This is a genomic window from Helicobacter zhangjianzhongii (assembly GCF_030249855.1).
Lineage (GTDB): Bacteria > Campylobacterota > Campylobacteria > Campylobacterales > Helicobacteraceae > Helicobacter_B > Helicobacter_B zhangjianzhongii.
The window spans coordinates 135,866-152,351 of the sequence record NZ_JANURN010000002.1 but is presented as its reverse complement, the minus strand read 5'-3'; the positions used below and the strand labels follow the sequence as shown (position 1 = coordinate 152,351).

At 46.3% G+C, this 16,486-nt stretch carries 16 protein-coding genes and 1 tRNA gene; 10 read left to right on the top strand and 7 right to left on the bottom strand.

What is annotated here, in order from left to right; all coding sequences use genetic code 11:
* Positions 1-13 precede the first annotated feature (13 nt).
* Positions 14-841 carry a bifunctional hydroxymethylpyrimidine kinase/phosphomethylpyrimidine kinase gene (gene thiD / locus NYG90_RS02505; RefSeq protein ID WP_285256572.1) on the bottom strand — a complete coding sequence of 276 codons (828 nt, stop codon included), beginning with the start codon at positions 839-841 and terminating at the stop codon, positions 14-16.
* 133 nt (positions 842-974) lie between these two features.
* On the opposite strand from thiD, the gene gpmI reads away from it, so the two are divergent.
* Positions 975-2,483 (top strand): 2,3-bisphosphoglycerate-independent phosphoglycerate mutase, encoded by a 1,509-nt coding sequence (gene gpmI / locus NYG90_RS02500; protein ID WP_285256703.1) that lies wholly within the window; start codon positions 975-977, stop codon positions 2,481-2,483.
* A 20-nt stretch (positions 2,484-2,503) separates the two neighbouring features.
* Here the strand turns inward: gpmI and NYG90_RS02495 are convergent, their stop codons facing one another.
* The 6 genes from NYG90_RS02495 to lnt all read right to left on the bottom strand — a co-directional run bounded on the left by NYG90_RS02495 (position 2,504) and on the right by lnt (position 9,759).
* The gene (locus NYG90_RS02495; protein ID WP_285264654.1) at positions 2,504-3,532 is read right to left on the bottom strand and encodes a radical SAM/SPASM domain-containing protein; all 1,029 of its coding nucleotides are present in this window, start codon (positions 3,530-3,532) and stop codon (positions 2,504-2,506) included.
* A gap of 110 nt (positions 3,533-3,642) precedes the next feature.
* Positions 3,643-5,898 (bottom strand): NAD(P)H-hydrate epimerase, encoded by a 2,256-nt coding sequence (locus NYG90_RS02490; protein ID WP_285256574.1) that lies wholly within the window; start codon positions 5,896-5,898, stop codon positions 3,643-3,645.
* A 3-nt stretch (positions 5,899-5,901) separates the two neighbouring features.
* Positions 5,902-6,837, bottom strand: a complete 936-nt coding sequence (locus NYG90_RS02485) for a D-2-hydroxyacid dehydrogenase (RefSeq protein WP_285256575.1) — start codon at positions 6,835-6,837, stop codon at positions 5,902-5,904.
* A 17-nt stretch (positions 6,838-6,854) separates the two neighbouring features.
* Positions 6,855-7,442, bottom strand: coding sequence for a queuosine precursor transporter (locus tag NYG90_RS02480; RefSeq protein ID WP_285256576.1), 588 nt, complete (start codon positions 7,440-7,442; stop codon positions 6,855-6,857).
* Between the two features lie 18 nt (positions 7,443-7,460).
* Complete coding sequence (locus tag NYG90_RS02475) at positions 7,461-8,108, bottom strand: ABC transporter ATP-binding protein (protein WP_258552144.1); 648 nt, start codon at positions 8,106-8,108, stop codon at positions 7,461-7,463.
* Between the two features lies 1 nt (position 8,109).
* Entirely contained in the window at positions 8,110-9,759 is a 1,650-nt protein-coding gene (gene lnt, locus NYG90_RS02470; RefSeq protein WP_285256578.1) for an apolipoprotein N-acyltransferase, read from the bottom strand.
* A 76-nt stretch (positions 9,760-9,835) separates the two neighbouring features.
* On the opposite strand from lnt, the gene NYG90_RS02465 reads away from it, so the two are divergent.
* The 9 genes from NYG90_RS02465 (at position 9,836) to fliE (ending at position 16,482) form a co-directional block, all read left to right on the top strand.
* A complete protein-coding gene (locus NYG90_RS02465) occupies positions 9,836-10,429 on the top strand; it encodes a CvpA family protein (RefSeq protein ID WP_285256579.1) in 594 nt (197 codons plus the stop codon).
* Positions 10,430-10,440: 11 nt separating this feature from the next.
* The gene (gene lysS / locus NYG90_RS02460; RefSeq protein ID WP_350338542.1) at positions 10,441-12,195 is read left to right on the top strand and encodes a lysine--tRNA ligase; all 1,755 of its coding nucleotides are present in this window, start codon (positions 10,441-10,443) and stop codon (positions 12,193-12,195) included.
* A gap of 2 nt (positions 12,196-12,197) precedes the next feature.
* Positions 12,198-13,448 carry a serine hydroxymethyltransferase gene (locus tag NYG90_RS02455; protein WP_285256580.1) on the top strand — a complete coding sequence of 417 codons (1,251 nt, stop codon included), beginning with the start codon at positions 12,198-12,200 and terminating at the stop codon, positions 13,446-13,448.
* A gap of 9 nt (positions 13,449-13,457) precedes the next feature.
* On the top strand, positions 13,458-14,000 hold the full coding sequence (locus NYG90_RS02450; RefSeq protein WP_115010787.1) for a DUF1882 domain-containing protein: 543 nt from the start codon (positions 13,458-13,460) through the stop codon (positions 13,998-14,000).
* Between the two features lie 12 nt (positions 14,001-14,012).
* Positions 14,013-14,870 (top strand): SPOR domain-containing protein, encoded by an 858-nt coding sequence (locus tag NYG90_RS02445; protein WP_285256582.1) that lies wholly within the window; start codon positions 14,013-14,015, stop codon positions 14,868-14,870.
* A 50-nt stretch (positions 14,871-14,920) separates the two neighbouring features.
* A tRNA-Glu gene (locus NYG90_RS02440) sits at positions 14,921-14,996 on the top strand.
* 145 nt (positions 14,997-15,141) lie between these two features.
* A complete protein-coding gene (gene flgB / locus NYG90_RS02435) occupies positions 15,142-15,588 on the top strand; it encodes a flagellar basal body rod protein FlgB (RefSeq protein ID WP_115010789.1) in 447 nt (148 codons plus the stop codon).
* 13 nt (positions 15,589-15,601) lie between these two features.
* A complete protein-coding gene (flgC, locus tag NYG90_RS02430) occupies positions 15,602-16,096 on the top strand; it encodes a flagellar basal body rod protein FlgC (RefSeq protein ID WP_023929475.1) in 495 nt (164 codons plus the stop codon).
* A gap of 71 nt (positions 16,097-16,167) precedes the next feature.
* Positions 16,168-16,482: a flagellar hook-basal body complex protein FliE gene (gene fliE, locus NYG90_RS02425; RefSeq protein WP_115010790.1), complete on the top strand. Its 315-nt coding sequence runs from the start codon at positions 16,168-16,170 to the stop codon at positions 16,480-16,482.
* Positions 16,483-16,486 lie beyond the last annotated feature (4 nt).

The window sequence follows — 16,486 nt, the reverse complement described above, 5'->3', positions numbered from 1 at the left end:
ACACTCCTAATCTCTAAAATTCCACACCCACCATAGTATTATGGGTAAGCCCATAGAGGTGGTTAGTAGGACCAAAGCCCCTGCCAAGAGGCGCGGCGTGGGCTATGGCATTGTAGGTATAAGCCTTGGCATTTTTGATAGAATCCTGCAAGCCAACGCCCAAGGCTAGATTGCTGGCAATAGCACTACTTAGCGTGCAGCCTGTGCCGTGCGTGCTGGTGCTTTGGAGCTTCTTAGCGCGGAATATATGAAACTCCTTGCCATCATAAAGCACATCATCGGCAAAGTCCTCTTTATGCCCACCTTTGACAAGCACGCTTTTTGCGCCCATTTTGTGGAGCATTAGCGCGGATTTTTTCATATCTTCAAGGCTTGCTATCTCAAAGCCACATAGCTCGCTAGCTTCTGGGATATTTGGGGTAAGCACGCACGCATAAGGGATAAGTGATGTAGCAAACTCCTTGCGGATAGATTTAGGCATAAGTGGGAAGCCATTTTTCGCAAACATCACAGGATCGATGACAATATTGCTAGGAAGATAGCGCGATAGGCTTTGAGCCACGCTCTCGATGATAGAAGATGAGCCTAGCATACCGATCTTCACAGCCCTAGGCACAATATCTTCAAACACCGCATCAAACTGCGCGAAAATAGACTCACTAGGCATATCTATGCTACTTATCACGCGCTGAGTGTTCTCTGCTACGACACTTAGCACCACGCTCATACCATACAATCCGTGCGCGGCAAAGGTCTTTAGATCTGCTTGTAGCCCTGCCCCACCGCTACAATCACTCCCAGCGACACTAAGGATAGGAATGGCATTTGCGAATGCATACATAAAAGAGTCCTTGGGATATTTTGCGCGTATTGTAGCAGATCTTAAGTGGATTCTATCCGCGCTTTATGAGCAGCGGTTTAATATTTTTAGCTTTAATAAAGGCTTGATTCTATCGCTCACCAAAGGATTATCAATGTCTCAAAAATGCGTGCTTATCATCACAGATGGGATCGGCTATAAGCCAGATTCCCCCTACAATGCCTTTGCCAATGCCACTAAGCCCACTTATGATTGGCTCTTTAAAAATGTGCCTTATAGCCTTATCCATACTTATGGGGAGAGTGTGGGGCTGCCAGAGGGGCAGATGGGGAATTCTGAAGTGGGGCATATGAGCCTAGGCTCTGGGCGAGTGCTCTACCAAGATTTGGTGCGGATCTCTCGCGCACTAGATTCTAATGAGCTAGCAGAGAATCCACTTTTGCAGCAGTTTATGCAAGAAACACAAGCAGTGCATTTGCTAGGGCTTATGAGCGATGGCGGCGTGCATTCGCATTTATCGCATTTTCTAGGGTTGGCAGAGATTTTTGCCGCGCATAAAAAGCGCGTGTTTTTGCACCTAATCACCGATGGGCGCGATGTGCTGCCTAAAAGTGCGCTAGGATTTTTGGCAGAGGTGGAGGCAATGTGTGCAAAAGTGGATTCTATCAGCATAGCAAGCATTAGCGGGCGATATTATGCGATGGATAGAGATAAGCGGTGGGAGCGCATACAAGAAGCCTACAATGCCCTAGCACACGCTATCCCACACACAGATCAAAGCCCTAGAGAGTATATAGAATCTTGCTATGCCAAAGACATTACAGATGAGTTTATCACGCCTATGTGCTTTGGAGAGTTTGCTAAAAATGGCGGCTTTGCTAGTGAAGATGGGCTACTTATGAGCAATTTTCGCTCTGATCGCGCGAGAGAGATTATCACCGCGCTTGGGGCGGAGAAGTTCGAGCATTTCCCACGCCCTAAGCGTATGGAGCGGATTGTAACGATGTGTGAGTATGATGAGAGCTTCTCTTATCCTGTGCTTTTCACTAAGCAAAAGCCCGCAAACACCCTAGCCCAAGTGCTAGCAGATGCTGGCAAGAGCCAAGCCCATATCGCTGAGACAGAAAAATACGCGCATGTAACCTTCTTTTTCAACGGCGGCGTGGAGGAGCCTTTCATAGGAGAGTCGCGCGTGCTTATCCCCTCCCCCAAAGTCGCTACCTACGATCTGCAGCCCCAAATGAGCGCACCAGAAGTGGGCGATGCGGTGCTAAAGGCTATGGGAGAAGCCCGCGATGATACCAACGCCTATGACTTCATCGTGGTCAATTTCGCAAATGGCGATATGGTGGGGCATACAGGCAATTATGAAGCCGCGCTAAAGGCGGTAGAAGCGGTGGATTATGAGCTAGGGCGGATATTTGCCAAAGCGCGTGAGCTAGGCTATGCGGTGGTGCTTACAAGCGATCACGGCAATTGTGAGGAGATGAAAAGCGAGCAAGGCGAGGTTAAGACCAATCACACCATAGGCGATGTGTGGTGCTTCGTGCTGGCTAATGGCGTGGAAAAAGTGGATTCTGGCTCGCTGAATAATATCGCCCCAAGTGTGCTAAAGATTATGGGGCTAGCAATCCCCAAAGAAATGGATCGCCCGCTGATCTAGGCGTGCTTGATCGCTAGAATCTAGCCTAGTGATAGAAACTGCTCTCTTCGCCTATCGCTACAATCCGCACAGATACGCTGCACAGCAGGCGAGCAAGCCCCGCTCATAAATAGCTCTTGACGCAAGCGCGTAAATCTTGGGCTAAAAAATATCTCAAACATATCCTGCGTATTGCAATCCCCTATGATAAAGTCTTTATGCGCTTTGACATCGCTGCGCGTATGGCAGCAGGGCATCACCAAGCCATTATAATCCACATAAAAATTCATAGCCCCTTGGAAGCAGCCAGAATCCACTTTTCGCGCTCTTTTCATCGACTCTATGGCACCGCCTCTAGACTGCCCGCTTGTGCTTGGATTCCACACGCGATAATACACCTCCATACCCTCCATAGCAAACTGCACGCAAAACTGCTGAAAATTATCTTCTACCACGGCATAATCTAGCCCTAGCTTTTGGCGCATTTTCTCCATAGCTGGGAGTATCACAGACTCTTTGTCATAGGACTTATCCTTGCCGTAGTAATACGACATAAGCATACTATCCACCCCAGCTTCTCGCAAAGCTTCTAGATTCTCCCTACTTGCATAATCACCATTAGAAAAGATACTAAACCGCGCCTTTGGCAGAGCCGCCCTAGCCTGTCGCACGCGCTTTAGCAGTAGCTCCATATCAGCTAAAGGCTCATTAAATCTATGGAAATTTAGATCCTTGTCATAATCAATTTGCGCGAGATTATCAATAAGCTTCATAAACACTTCTTCAGGTAGCTCTATGCTTTTGCTCTTTCTATCCACGCTAGAGTTTGGGCAAAACCAGCAAGTGCGATTGCAAAAGCTAGAAATCTCTATCTCAACTAGCAAGAGATTGTCCTTGATGATACGCTTTTGTAGCTCTGTATCTGTGATAGGCAGGCTAAGGGCGGTGATCCTATCAATTAGGGCTTGAGATTTATGACTATAAAAGCCATCGCTATTTAGGAGATTGTGGAATTTGGTCTTTAGGCGTTGTGGTGCGCGCGTGTAAAGGGCTTTGATAGCTTGCTTCATCGCTTATCCTTATAATAGGCTAGAATCCAAAAACGCGCAGATTACAAAAAAAAAAAAAACGAGTCAAGGAAAGGGAAGAGCCGCCTAGAATCTATCTAGCTAGAAAAGTGCTAAAGCGTGCCTAAATGCTCGATTAAGCGTAGGGGCGTTAGGGCGTAGGTGTTTTTCTCTTTAGTAGCGGCTAGTGCGTGGGCTAGAGAGGCGTTGATGGCGGATTGTAGGGGGCTAAAGCCTTGTGCGAGATAGGCTGCGATAACGCCGCTAAGCACATCGCCGCTGCCGCCTTTGGCTAGGGCTGGTGTGCCTAGGGGATTGATATAGAGCTTGGCATTGTGGGCGATGATGGGACTTGCGCCTTTAAGCAGCAGTGTGGGGGACTTGTAAGCTTGGCTAAAGCGCAAGGCTAGCTCGAAGCGATTGTTTGCGACTTCTGCTATATCGCCGCTAAAAAGCCCGCATAAGTGCAAAAGCGCGTGAAACTCTTTGGGGTGGGGAGTTAGGACAAGATTGTGGGCAAAAGTGGATTCTAGTAGATTGGGCAATGTGCTTTCATAAAACACATCAGCATCAAGCACGCACAATCTCTCGCCGATGAAGCTAGGCTCAAGCAAGTATCCATAGCCACTGCCAAGCCCCATACCTAGGCATAGGACATTGGCGGTGGGGGGGATTGCGTGGGGATACATAAGCTCGCTATGGGTGGTGATGGTGCTATATAGCGATTGCGCTTGGCTTGGTTTGGGCGTTGGCTTTACCGCGCTTTTTGGGGATTCTGCGCGGTAGGCTTGCTCATTACCGACTAGGTAAATCCCTGCGCCTACCGCTTGAAAACAAGGGATACCGCTCGGCGTTAGCCGATGTTTCTTTAGAAAACCCCAAAAATCATCGGCAAATCCTGCCGCCTGCGACTCACTTAGAGTTGTGGCGTTTTCAAAAGTGGATTCTAGGGTTTGGGCTTCATTCCTAGAATCCACTTTTGCTTCTGTCTGTGGGGCGGCTACATTTTGCGCGGTTTGCCTAGAATCTGCGTTTTGCGCTTGATTGTTGTTTCCGTCATTGCGAGCAAGCACGCTAGTGCTTGCGTGGCAATCCATAGCTTCAAGGCTAGAATCCGCATTTTGATTATGGATCGCCACGATTTGCTGGGGCAAATCTCGCGATGACGACTCTAGCGCGGCTTGTTTGTCTGCAAGGATTCTGCGCTTTGCGGTGGTGTCTTGCTCGTTTTGCTCAAAAGTTGATTCTACTTCATTCCTAGAATCCTGTGCCGAGTTGTTTAGATTTTGGGCGGTGCTAGAATCCATATTTTGCGCGGTGGTGGGAGTGTTTTCAAAAGTGGATTCTAGCTCAAGTTGCTCGCGGCAGGATTTTTGAGGATTTTCACTTTCTGCTTGACTTTCTTCCATAAGGATTCTAGGATTTGCGGTATTGCTTTCGTAGTTTTTTGGGGATTTTAGGGCAGAGCTAGACTTGAGGTCTGCGGTTGCCCTAAAATCCCCAAAATCTGCGGAATGACTACCCAAAACAAGCGAAGCGGTCGGCGTTAGCCGATGTTTCTTTAGTAAAGCCGAATCCCTGCTAACCACACTCACCAACCCAGCCCCCATCCTAAGCCCTCCCATCGCACTAAGCTCTGCCGCCCCAGCCTTCTCCCCAGCAATCACTGCGATATGCCCAAAGCTGCCTTTATGGCAGTTGTGCTTGGTGCGGTGTGGCAAGCATAAATCGCTTTCTTCAAGCAGATAAAAGGGGCTTTGCACTTCAAAAAGCTCCCTTGATACGCCTAGATCGCCTACTAGCACCTTGCCTGTGAGATCCTTTGCCACATCGCTAAAAAGCGCGACCTTAAGCGCACCCATACTTAGCGTATAATCCGCGCTAAAGGCATAGGACTCCACGCGCCCTTGTAGATCTAGCCCACTTGGGACATCGCACGCGATTTTTAGGCGCGCACAAGTATTCATCTGCTCTAAAAGCTTGATAAACTCCGCACCTAGCTCCCCAGCAAACCCACTACCAAAGAGACAATCCACTATCACATCACAAGGCAGAAGCTTTTTTATCCACTCTACACCTGCGACTTGCGCCCTCTCACTTTGGAGCTTGCATAAGCGCGATTTAGGCTCTTTTGCCTCATAGATTCTAGTGATATAGCTGCCTTGAAGCTTTCTTGCTAGTGCGTAGCCATCTGCGCCATTATCCCCACTGCCACACACGATAGTAACCACACTGCCCTTATGCGTGAGCGAGCCTATAAGCCCACATAGAGCATTAGCGGCATTTTCCATAAGCAATTCATCGCTTAAAAGATATTTCGACTTAGCTCGCTCATCAAGGGGCTTTGTGGAGAGATAGAGATGGCGCAAGGCTTATGCCTTTAAAAACTCTTTGACATTATCGATACTCATTTGCACCAAGGTTTTAAGCGAGTTTTGATAGGCATAGGCGATATGGGGGCTTAGGAGCAAGCGATCTTGGATACTAGAATCCAAAAATGGATGATCACCTCTCATAGGCTCACTCTCTAGCACATCACAAGCATAGTAAAACTCCGCCCCGCCCTTTAGCCTAGCTGCCACGGCTTGCTCATCGACAATCCCCCCTCTACCGACATTGATAAGAATGCAGTCCTTTTTAAGCAATCCAAGCTTTTGCGCGTTGATTAGTCCCTTTGTAGCGGGGTTTAGCGGGGCGTGGATAGAGAGAATATCACTTTGAGCTAGTAGCTCATCTAGGGCTAAATGCGGATAGGCTTGGGCGGTGTTTTTGCCGCTTGTGGAGGTGTAAGCCACCTTTGCCCCAAAGCTTGTAGCAAGCTCTGCGACCCTTAGCCCAATAGCCCCAAGTCCAATGATCCCCCAAGCAAGCCCATTTATATCCCGCCGCCCTTGCGCCAAATGCGTGAAGCAAGCACTTTTAGCCCACTGCCCTTGCTTGACATAGCTATCATAATAAGGCATTTGACTTAGCAGACTAAGAGCAAAAGTCAGCGTGTGCTGGGCGACACTTAGCGTGGAGTAGCCAGCGGCGTTTTTTACAGGGATTCCACGCTCTTTGGCATACTCTACATCAACGATATTTGTGCCAGTAGCCGTTACGACAATAAGTTTAAGACTAGGGAGCTTAGAGAGCAGGGGCTTATCTAGCACGACTTTGTTGGTAAGGATAATCTCTGCATCTTTTACCCGCTCATAAGTCTCTTCATAGCTAGTAAGTGGATAGCTCACATAGCTGCCAAAGCTCTCTAGCTCGCTAAAATCCGCATTTGCGCCAAGTGTGCTTACATCAAGATTGACTATTTTCATTTCTGCTCCTTGTAGATCTAGGTAAGGTGTCGCCATAGGCGTTTTGCCCGAATGGCAAGGATATAAAAGAGCGGCGTATTCATAATGCCTACAATCGCCTTAATCGTATAATCCGCCGCTGCCATATCCATACACTCGCTAAAGCTTTTCACCCCCCAAAATGCAAAGCTAAAGAAAATAAGTGTATCAAAGCTTTGCGCAAAAATCGTAGAAAATCCATTTCTAAGCCACCAAAGCTTAGGGAAAAATCGCTTAAACGCATAAAAAATCGCCACATCAACAGGCTGGGAGATACAAAACGCCGCGATAGAAGCAAGCGCGATTTGCGTAGTAGCCGAGAGATAAGAGGGGTAAAAAGCGATACAAATAGCAAGGGCGATCACTTTTGTAACATCTGCTCGGCGGTATTTCTCGCTCAAAATATCTAGCAGCAAAAAGCTAAAAGGATAGGTCAAAGCCCCAAAGGTTAGGGGCGTGTCGCCTAGGTGAAACTGCACAGAGTAGTTTGCAGCGATGACGATGAGACTTAGGAGACAAGCGGCGATAACAAGCACCTTTAGGGGCATTTTAGCAGGGGGGGTAAAAGTGGATTCTAGCGGTTTCATAGCTGTCCTTCAATGTATTTAATGAAGCTGTAATGGCTCTAAGCCGTGCTTTTGTATGCGATAGATTCTCGTGCATTTGTGAGCGATAGACTCATCGTGGGTGGCGATGATAAGCGCACCTTGCTTGCTAGCAATATACGCTAGCAGCGCGTCCATCACGCTATGGGCGGTGGCTTTATCAAGATTGCCCGTGGGCTCATCGGCGAAAATTATAGTAGGCTGCTTCATTAGCACGCGTGCGATAGAGAGCCGCTGCTGCTGCCCGCCAGAGAGATCAGCAGAGTTTTGCTCCAAAGTGTGCGCTATGCCAAATCGCTCTAAAAGCTCCATATCAATGGGCTGCCTTGCCAAAATCGCGCCTACTTGAAGATTCTCCAACGCACTAAAACCACGGAAGAGATAGTGTGCTTGAAAGATTATCCCAAGCTTTGTGCGCAAAAGCTCAAGCCTTTGAGACTCTTTAAGCGCGTAAATATCCTGCCCCAAAATCTCCACGCTCCCGCTTCGTGGCTTTAGCATTGTAGAGAGATTTGCTAGCAGGGTGGATTTCCCAGAGCCAGAGACCCCAAGGATAGCCACACTCTGCCCAGAATCCACTTTGAGAGAGACATTGTCATAGAGCAGGGTATCAAAATGATGCGATAGCGCTTTGGCTTGTAGTAGCATACTACTCCTTGTGAGATAGGATTCTAGTAGCCCTTGTATCATCGATCAAGGGCGTGATAATCATCGAGCGAGAATAATTAGCAGAATGCACGAGTATCGTGCCAAATTTACGCGCGTAATATTTTAGCAGCACGCGTTGTAAAAACGGCTCGATACTTGGGTAAAACCACGCATTATTGCTAATCATCACAAGATATTTTGGGGCATTTGTATAGATCTCCTTGCTCGTGCCCTCGTAGCAGATCGCATTGCGCCAGAGCCTGCCTAATGCGCTAAAATCTTGCGGATCTTTGGCGGCTTGCAGTCCATCATCTATGCCAAAAAAGAGCTTATACAAAGGCTTTGCTAAGAAGTCTGGGAGCGGGATCTTCTCACCAAAGGGGGCTAAGATGACTTTGTGCAAAATCTCCACGCCCATATCTTTAAAGACATAGGTGGAGTTATGCACCTGTGATCCCTCCTCGCTAAAAGCCCCAAGCACTATGGTGATCTTCGCGCTTTTTGCTAGAAATGCCTCTAGCACGCGCTTTGGGAAGCCTTGCTGATGATTAAGCACAAAGGGCAGGATCGTCTCTGGGAAGATGATCATCTGCTTAGAATCCATAATCGCAGAATCAATATCGCTCATAATGCCTTCAAGCACAGAATCTATGGTGCTTTGCTCCCATTTGAGATCTTGGGGGATAGCACTTTGGACGATGACAATCTCATCTGCAAGCGGCGTGATATGCGCTAGGGCTTGCCTATGCGCACTAGAATCCACCATCGCCCAATCCACGCACGCAAGCAAAAGCACCGCGCTTACTAGCATTCTCACTACCCTAGCCTTGCCACGATATAGCCCAAGAGCCAGCGCACACAAAATGCCTATAAACGCCAAATCTCCCACCCCAAACACACTATACGCCAGCCACGATTGCGGCACAAACCAATCAAACGAAAAAGGCGCGAAAATCCCTAGCGCAAAGAGTGAAAAAATACGATAGATCTTGCTTGTAAAATATAGCCCTAAATACAGCAACGCCGCATACGCAAGCCCTACGCCCACACACACAAAGCCTAGCAAAAATGGCGCGATAGAAAAGCGAAAAGAAAGCCCAATCCAATAAAACAGCAACACCCCCACAAAAAACCCAAAATACCCCCCTATCGCGCGTGGCACATAGAGCCAGATACTAAAGCTCGCTAGCACAAGAATGCTAAGGAGCAAAGCACTAGCAATATGAGCTGAAAAACTTGCCTCAAGAGTAGAATCCTGCATAAGCGCGATAAGCGCAAAGACATAAAGCCACGCACAAAATCCTAGCGCATAGAGCAAGCCCAGCAGCAGACGCGAGAAAAATTGTGTTTTGGGCGTTGGCTTTGCGCGATAAGTCGTGGATCCTGCGGCGGGGGCTTGGCTCTCCGCTAGGTAAATCCCTTTGCCCCCGCCTTGAAAACCACGATTTACTAAAGAAACTGCGGCTACGCCTTGTTTTCTCATCACAAATCCTGCCGCCTGCTGCTCACTATCAAACACGCTTTCTGTTTTTTCGTTCGGCGGCGTTTCTACATTTTGGGCGTTTGTCTTAGAATCCACTTTTTGCGTTCTGTCAAAAGTGGATTCTAGCAAGCCTTTATCAAGCAAGCCCTGCGCGGAAGCTTTTTTCAAAATATTTACCTTGATTTTATGTATCTTTGGCTACAATGGTAGCCTTTTTAAGCTAAATTTTCCGTAAAGAGTGGTGATGAATTATATTGATGTCGCGCTGATTGTGATTATTGTAGTGATTGGATTTCGTGGGTTTGCATCTGGCTTTGTCGCGGAATTTTGTAGCTTGGTAGGCGTGCTGCTTGGGGTGTATCTAGGCTCGGTATTTGCTAGCCCTGTGGGCAATGTGCTCAAAAATGTCTATGACTTTGGGAGCAGCACAATCCACACGACTCTAGGCTTTATCATCGTGCTGCTTGTGTGCTGGGCTCTGTTTGTGCTTATTGGGATTGTGCTAGCAAGCAAGCTTGTATTTTTGCGTTTAGATTTTCTCAATAAAGGCTTAGGCTTTATCTTTGCCTCGGTGAAGGTGTTTTTCATCTTTAGCTTTATTGCTTATGCGGTGTCGCAAATTAGCTTTATCCGTGAAAATTTCGTGCAAAGTGCTAGGGCAAATAGCCAAATGTATGTCAATATGATCAATATCGCCCAAAAGATTATGAAGCTCTCTGTGGTTGATGGCACGCTCCAAAATCTCAGCGACATCACGCAAGGCAAGGCGAGTGCCGATAGTCTTGAGCAAGGGCTTGAAGAAGTCAAGCAAACAGTCCAGAATCTAAACACTAAATAAAGCGGATTGGTATGTTTGAGAATACTTATATCACACAGAGAATCCAAAAGGCAAACGCCCTACGAGAGCAGGATCTAAACCCATATACCAATGCGCTTACACGCACGATGAGCAATGCGGCGTTTTTGCAACGCTACGCGCATTTGCTAGAATCCACTTTTGACACCAACGCGCAAAAAGTGGATTCTGGTGATGGGGATTCAGCTTTGGATAATGCCCCAACTCTAGCCAACTCCGCAAAGGATTCTAGGATTGTAGATGAGAAATCGGGGCACAGCCGCAGTTTCTTTAGTAAATCGGGGCTTTCAAGCGATTGGCAAGGGAGTTACCTTAGCGGTAATGACTGCAGCCAATCACGCAGAATCCACGATTTATCGCTACAAGCCAAATCCACCGACCAAGCTGAAATGCCAACCGAGTCGGTTGTAGGGCGTGTGAAGTTTATCCGCATTATGGGCAAAGCCTGCTTTATCAAAATCCAAGATGAAAGCGCGATTTTGCAGGCATATTTGTCAAAAAATGAGCTAAGTGAGCAAGAATTTTTCATTGTCAAAAAGCTGCTTGAAGTGGGCGATATTGTCAATATCACAGGCTACGCATTTGTTACCAAAACAGGTGAGCTAAGTATCCACGCTAATGCATTTACAATCCTTACTAAAGCCATTATCCCTTTGCCAGAGAAGTTTCACGGGCTTACTGATATTGAAGCGCGCTATCGCCAGCGATATGTGGATTTGATTATGAATCCTGGCGTGAAAGAGACTTTTATTTTACGATCGCGCATTGTCGCGCTTGTGCGGAGATTTTTTGAAGAAAAAGGATTCTTAGAGGTAGAGACGCCAATGCTGCACCCAATCCCTGGCGGTGCTAATGCCAAGCCTTTTGTAACCCATCATAATGCCCTAGGTGTGGATCGCTACTTGCGTATAGCCCCAGAGCTGTATCTAAAGCGGCTCATTGTAGGGGGATTTGAAGCGGTGTTTGAGCTTAATCGCAACTTCCGCAATGAAGGAATGGATCACTCCCACAACCCAGAGTTTAGTATGATTGAATTTTATTGGGCGTATCATACTTATAAGGATTTAATCACGCTGACACAGGAGTTTTTCACCTACTTGCTAGAAAAGCTCCAGCTCCCCACGCAGCTACCTTGGGGCGATACGGAAGTGGATTTTAGTAAGTGGAGCACTCTAAGCTACAAAGATAGCCTTAGGACAATCGGCAATATCCCAGAATCCGCCCTAGAAAATGCCAAAAGCCTAGAATCCTATCTCGCACAAAAGGGCGTGAAGCTAGAATCCAATTTAAGCTATGGCAAGCTGCAAGATGCTGCCTTTAGCGAGTTTGTAGAATCCAAGCTCATAAACCCCACATTTATCACACAATACCCCATAGATATAAGCCCCCTAGCACGCCGCAATGATGAAGACCCAAGCATTGCTGATCGATTTGAGCTATTTATCGGCGGCAAGGAGATTGCCAATGGCTTTAGCGAGCTAAATGACCCTATCGATCAATATGAGCGATTCCTCGCCCAAGTGCGCCAAAAAGACGCGGGCGATGAAGAAGCTCAATATATGGACGAGGATTTTGTAACCGCGCTAGGCTATGGTATGCCGCCAACTGCTGGGCAGGGCATAGGGATCGACCGACTTGTGATGTTGCTTACCAACAATAAGAGCATTAAAGATGTCTTGCTTTTCCCCGCGATGAAGCCCCAAGCAAAAGGCACAGACCTAGAATCTAGCCAAGACTTAAAGGAGTAAATATGGGATATGAAATAGAGCGAGTTGATGCTGAGATTTACAATCTCATCAATGCCGAGCTTACGCGCCAAAATGAGCATTTAGAGATGATTGCTAGTGAGAACTACACTTTTCCAGCCGTTATGGAGGCTATGGGCAGCGTGCTGACAAACAAATACGCAGAGGGCTATCCAAATAAGCGATATTATGGAGGCTGCGAGTTTGTCGATGCGATAGAATCCATAGCTATTGAGCGGGCTAAAAAGCTCTTTGGTTGCAAATTTGCCAATGTGCAGCCACACTCTGGTAGCCAAGCAAATGGCGCGGTGTATAGTGCGTTGCTCAAGCCTTATGACAAGATTTTGGGTATGGATCTAAGCCACGGCGGGCATCTCACACACGGCGCGAAAGTGAGCATTACAGGACAGATCTATCAAAGCTTTTTTTATGGCGTGGAGCTAGATGGCAGGATTGATTATGAAAAGCTACGCCAAAGTGCGCATATCATCAAACCAAAGATTTTGGTATGTGGATTTTCTGCCTATACAAGAGAGCTAGATTTTGCCAAGTTTAGAGAAATCGCTGATGAAGTAGGGGCGATTTTGATGGCAGATATTGCCCATATCGCTGGACTTGTTTGCGCGGGCGAATACCCCAATCCTTTCCCCCATTGTGATGTGGTAACCTCCACTACCCACAAGACTTTGCGCGGTCCTAGAGGAGGGCTTATCCTAACCAATGACGAAGAAATCGCCACCAAAATCAACAAAAGTGTCTTTCCGGGCTTGCAAGGCGGACCGCTTATGCACATCATCGCAGGCAAGGCAGTGGGCTTTAAAGAAAATCTAAAACCCGAGTGGAAATCGTATGCCAAACAAGTCAAAGCAAACATTAGCAAAATGGCAGAAGTGCTTGTCGATAGAGGCTATGATCTAGTGAGTGGTGGAAGTGATAATCACCTTATTTTAATGAGCTTTTTGGCTAAAGATTTTAGCGGCAAAGATGCGGACATCGCCCTAGGCAATGCTGGAATCACGGTCAATAAAAACACCGTGCCGGGCGAAAAAAGAAGCCCATTTGTAACAAGCGGTATCCGCATAGGCTCTCCTGCCTTGACGGCTAGGGGGATGAAAGAAGCAGAGTTTGAGTGGATAGCACACAAAATCGCTGATATTTTAGATAATATTACTGATACAAAACTCCAAGAGCGCATTAAAGCTGAGATTAGGGAGCTAAATAGAGGGTTTGTGGTCTATCAAAAGCCCATTTTTTAAGGACGCAGTATGACAGAAATGGAATTGAAGCTCATCAAAATGCATAGCGCGTTTTACTTCAAGAAGCTTGATGGATTGGGGCAAAAGGTGCATTACAATGGGCGATTATTGTTTGATAAATTCCAACGCGTCAATAGTATGCTCACAAGCCAGATTATACGGGATCATTTCGCGCGCAAGATCACTGTGGCACATAGCCTAATTTTACCCGGTGATAAGGTAGAAAATATCGTTTTTGACTACAATGGTAGGAATCCTGATCGCTTCTACCACAAAGCACAGCTACTCTTGCGCGATGAAGGGTTCATCAATTTTACCGCTTATAACACAAAAACCCCTGGGCATTTGCATTTGTATATCCACAAAGGACACACAGATTTGAGCGAGGGGCAGCGGCTTGCACGCACACTCTCACTAAAACTTGGACAAAAAATGCCCCTTGAATGGCGCGTTTTCCCGAATATTGATTTACCAAGAGATTTTAATATACTTATCGTGCCTTATGAAGTCTATGCCAAAGAGCGTGGGGCTTCTTGGGCTAGACATATGTAGGAAGGAGCATATATGGAAGATAGGAAAGAATTAAGCGAGATTCTACTAGGAAACAATAAACAATCTTCAAGTGGCAAGAAAGCGGTGTTTGTCGTCATAGCGGCTATTGCGATTATCGCGGTGGTAGCGTTTTTGGTATGGAAATTTCTCATCACCAAAGAAGAGCCGCTAGCTACTCCAAGCGAGATTGTCGATCAAAATGCAATGAAACCAGCCGATGATGTGTTTAGTAGTAATTTTGGTAGTTTAGATTTTGGGCAAGATAGTAGTGCGCCTGGCTCCATAGATACCTATGGTATGCCCTCTATCCCACAGGATTTGAATATGGGCTTTGAGCAAGATCCAATCTCTCAAGACAATACCAATGCAGGCAATGCTGTCGATATTGACAATGCCTTGAGCAATATCGAAGATACAATTAGCCCTAGCCCCGCTCCTAAGCCCACTACCACACCTAAGCCAGAAGCTCCAAAGCCAGCAGAAAAGCCAAAACCTGTCCAAAAGCCACAAGCCCCTGCTCCTAAGCCTATTACCACGCCAAAGCCTGCGCCTAAGCCAGAAGCTCCAAAGCCCAAGCCAGAATCTAGCCCCAAAGCCCAGCCTGCTAGCGCGAGTGCCCCCGCAGTGGCAAATGGATCTGCACCTACACAAGGGTTTTATTGGCAGGTTGGCGCATTTGAGAAAGAGCCAAATGCAGAATTTTTGACACTCATTAAAAAATACCCTTATAGAATCCAGCATATTGTTTTAGACAACAAGCCAAATGCTCGCTATCTTTTAGGACCATACAAAAGCAGAGCGCAAGCCCCAAATCGCGAAGAAATAGCCAATATGTTTAAAGAAAATCCAACACCTGTCGAAATCCCATAGTATGTGCATAGCCTTTAGATTCTACTAGAATCTAAAGGCTTTTTATACAAGACCCTTTCATCTAGCGGTCAAGGATACTGCCCTTTCTAGGCAGTCACGGAAGTTCGAATCTTTCAAGGGTCGCCATCTGCTTTATCCCCACAATTATCATCTACCATATAAATGCGATCAAATGCCATAATTTTCTCCAATCTCTTTCAAACCCATTCAATATGGAATTAAATTTGCTTCATTGCTTAATATATTTATGAAGAGTCATAAAGGAGTTGTGATGATTTCTTTTGCAGCTGAGGCTAAAGTCTATTCTCTCACATATAAGGCGTTGGATTTTCGCTCTTTGCGACAAGATTTGATAGCTGGCAATATCGCTAATCAAAACACCCCCTTTTATCGCCCAAGAGATATAGAATTTACACAAATGCTAGCCCTAGAGCAAGCAGAAATACTTGAAAACAAAAAGCCACCCATTCTTCATATCGCACAAACAAAATCCAAGCATTTTAGCCTAGATGATAGTCGCACATCGCGCCATATCCATAGACCCGATATGTTTTTCCGTGATGGGCATTTGGCAAGAAATGATGGCAATAGTGTGGATTTGGACATTGAGACAACAGAGCTTGGGAAAAACTCTGTTGTCTATCAAGGCTTAACCACCGCGCTAAAAAAGCACAAAGGCATCTTAAACTACGCCATTGAAGCTGGCAAAAACATTTAACAAAGGATAAGCGATGAATTTTTTCAACTCATTTGACATTAGCGGCTATGGGCTATCGGCTCAAAGGATCCGCGCCAATCTCATCTCTGCTAATATCGCAAATGCCAACACCACGCGCACCGATGAGGGCGGACCTTATAGGCGGCAAATGCTCTCATTCCGTGCATTTGATTTTAATAAGGCATTAAACCAAAAGCTTGAGAAAAACTCTAATGGCATAGAATACGAAGATCCGCTCAACGAAGGGGATTTAGGCAAGACTCCAAAGCCCGCGATAATGGGCGTGTATATCGATAAAATCGTGCGTGATGATCGCGCACCCATTATGAAATATGAGCCAAACCACCCAGATGCAAATTCTGAAGGCTATGTCGCATATCCTAATATCAATCCTGTGGTAGAAATGGCTGATCTAATCGAAGCCACAAGGGCATATCAAGCTAATGTTGCGGCATTTCAAAGTGCTAAGACTATGGCTGGCAATGCGATTTTAATGATGCAAGCATAGCGATATAGTTGTATATAGTAAAATTACAAAAAACCGATATAATAATTTGATAAATAACACGGAGAAACCAAATGGATGAGATTAAAAAGATTGGCTTAAACCAAGCACTCTCTATCACAAGCTCTACAGGATCATCTCGCACCGCTGGGAGTAGCGATGCTTCTAGTGGGGAGTTTTCAAAGCTTTTGAAAAAGTCCATTGATGAGCTTAATCAAGTCCAAGAAACATCCGACAAAGCTCTTGCTGATATGGCAAGCGGTCAGCTTAAAGATCTTCATCAAGCAGCCATTGCTATTGGCAAAGCAGAGACAAGTATGAAACTTATGCTAGAAGTGCGCAATAAGGCTTTGAGCGCGTATAAAGAGATTTTACGCACACAAGTGTAGATTC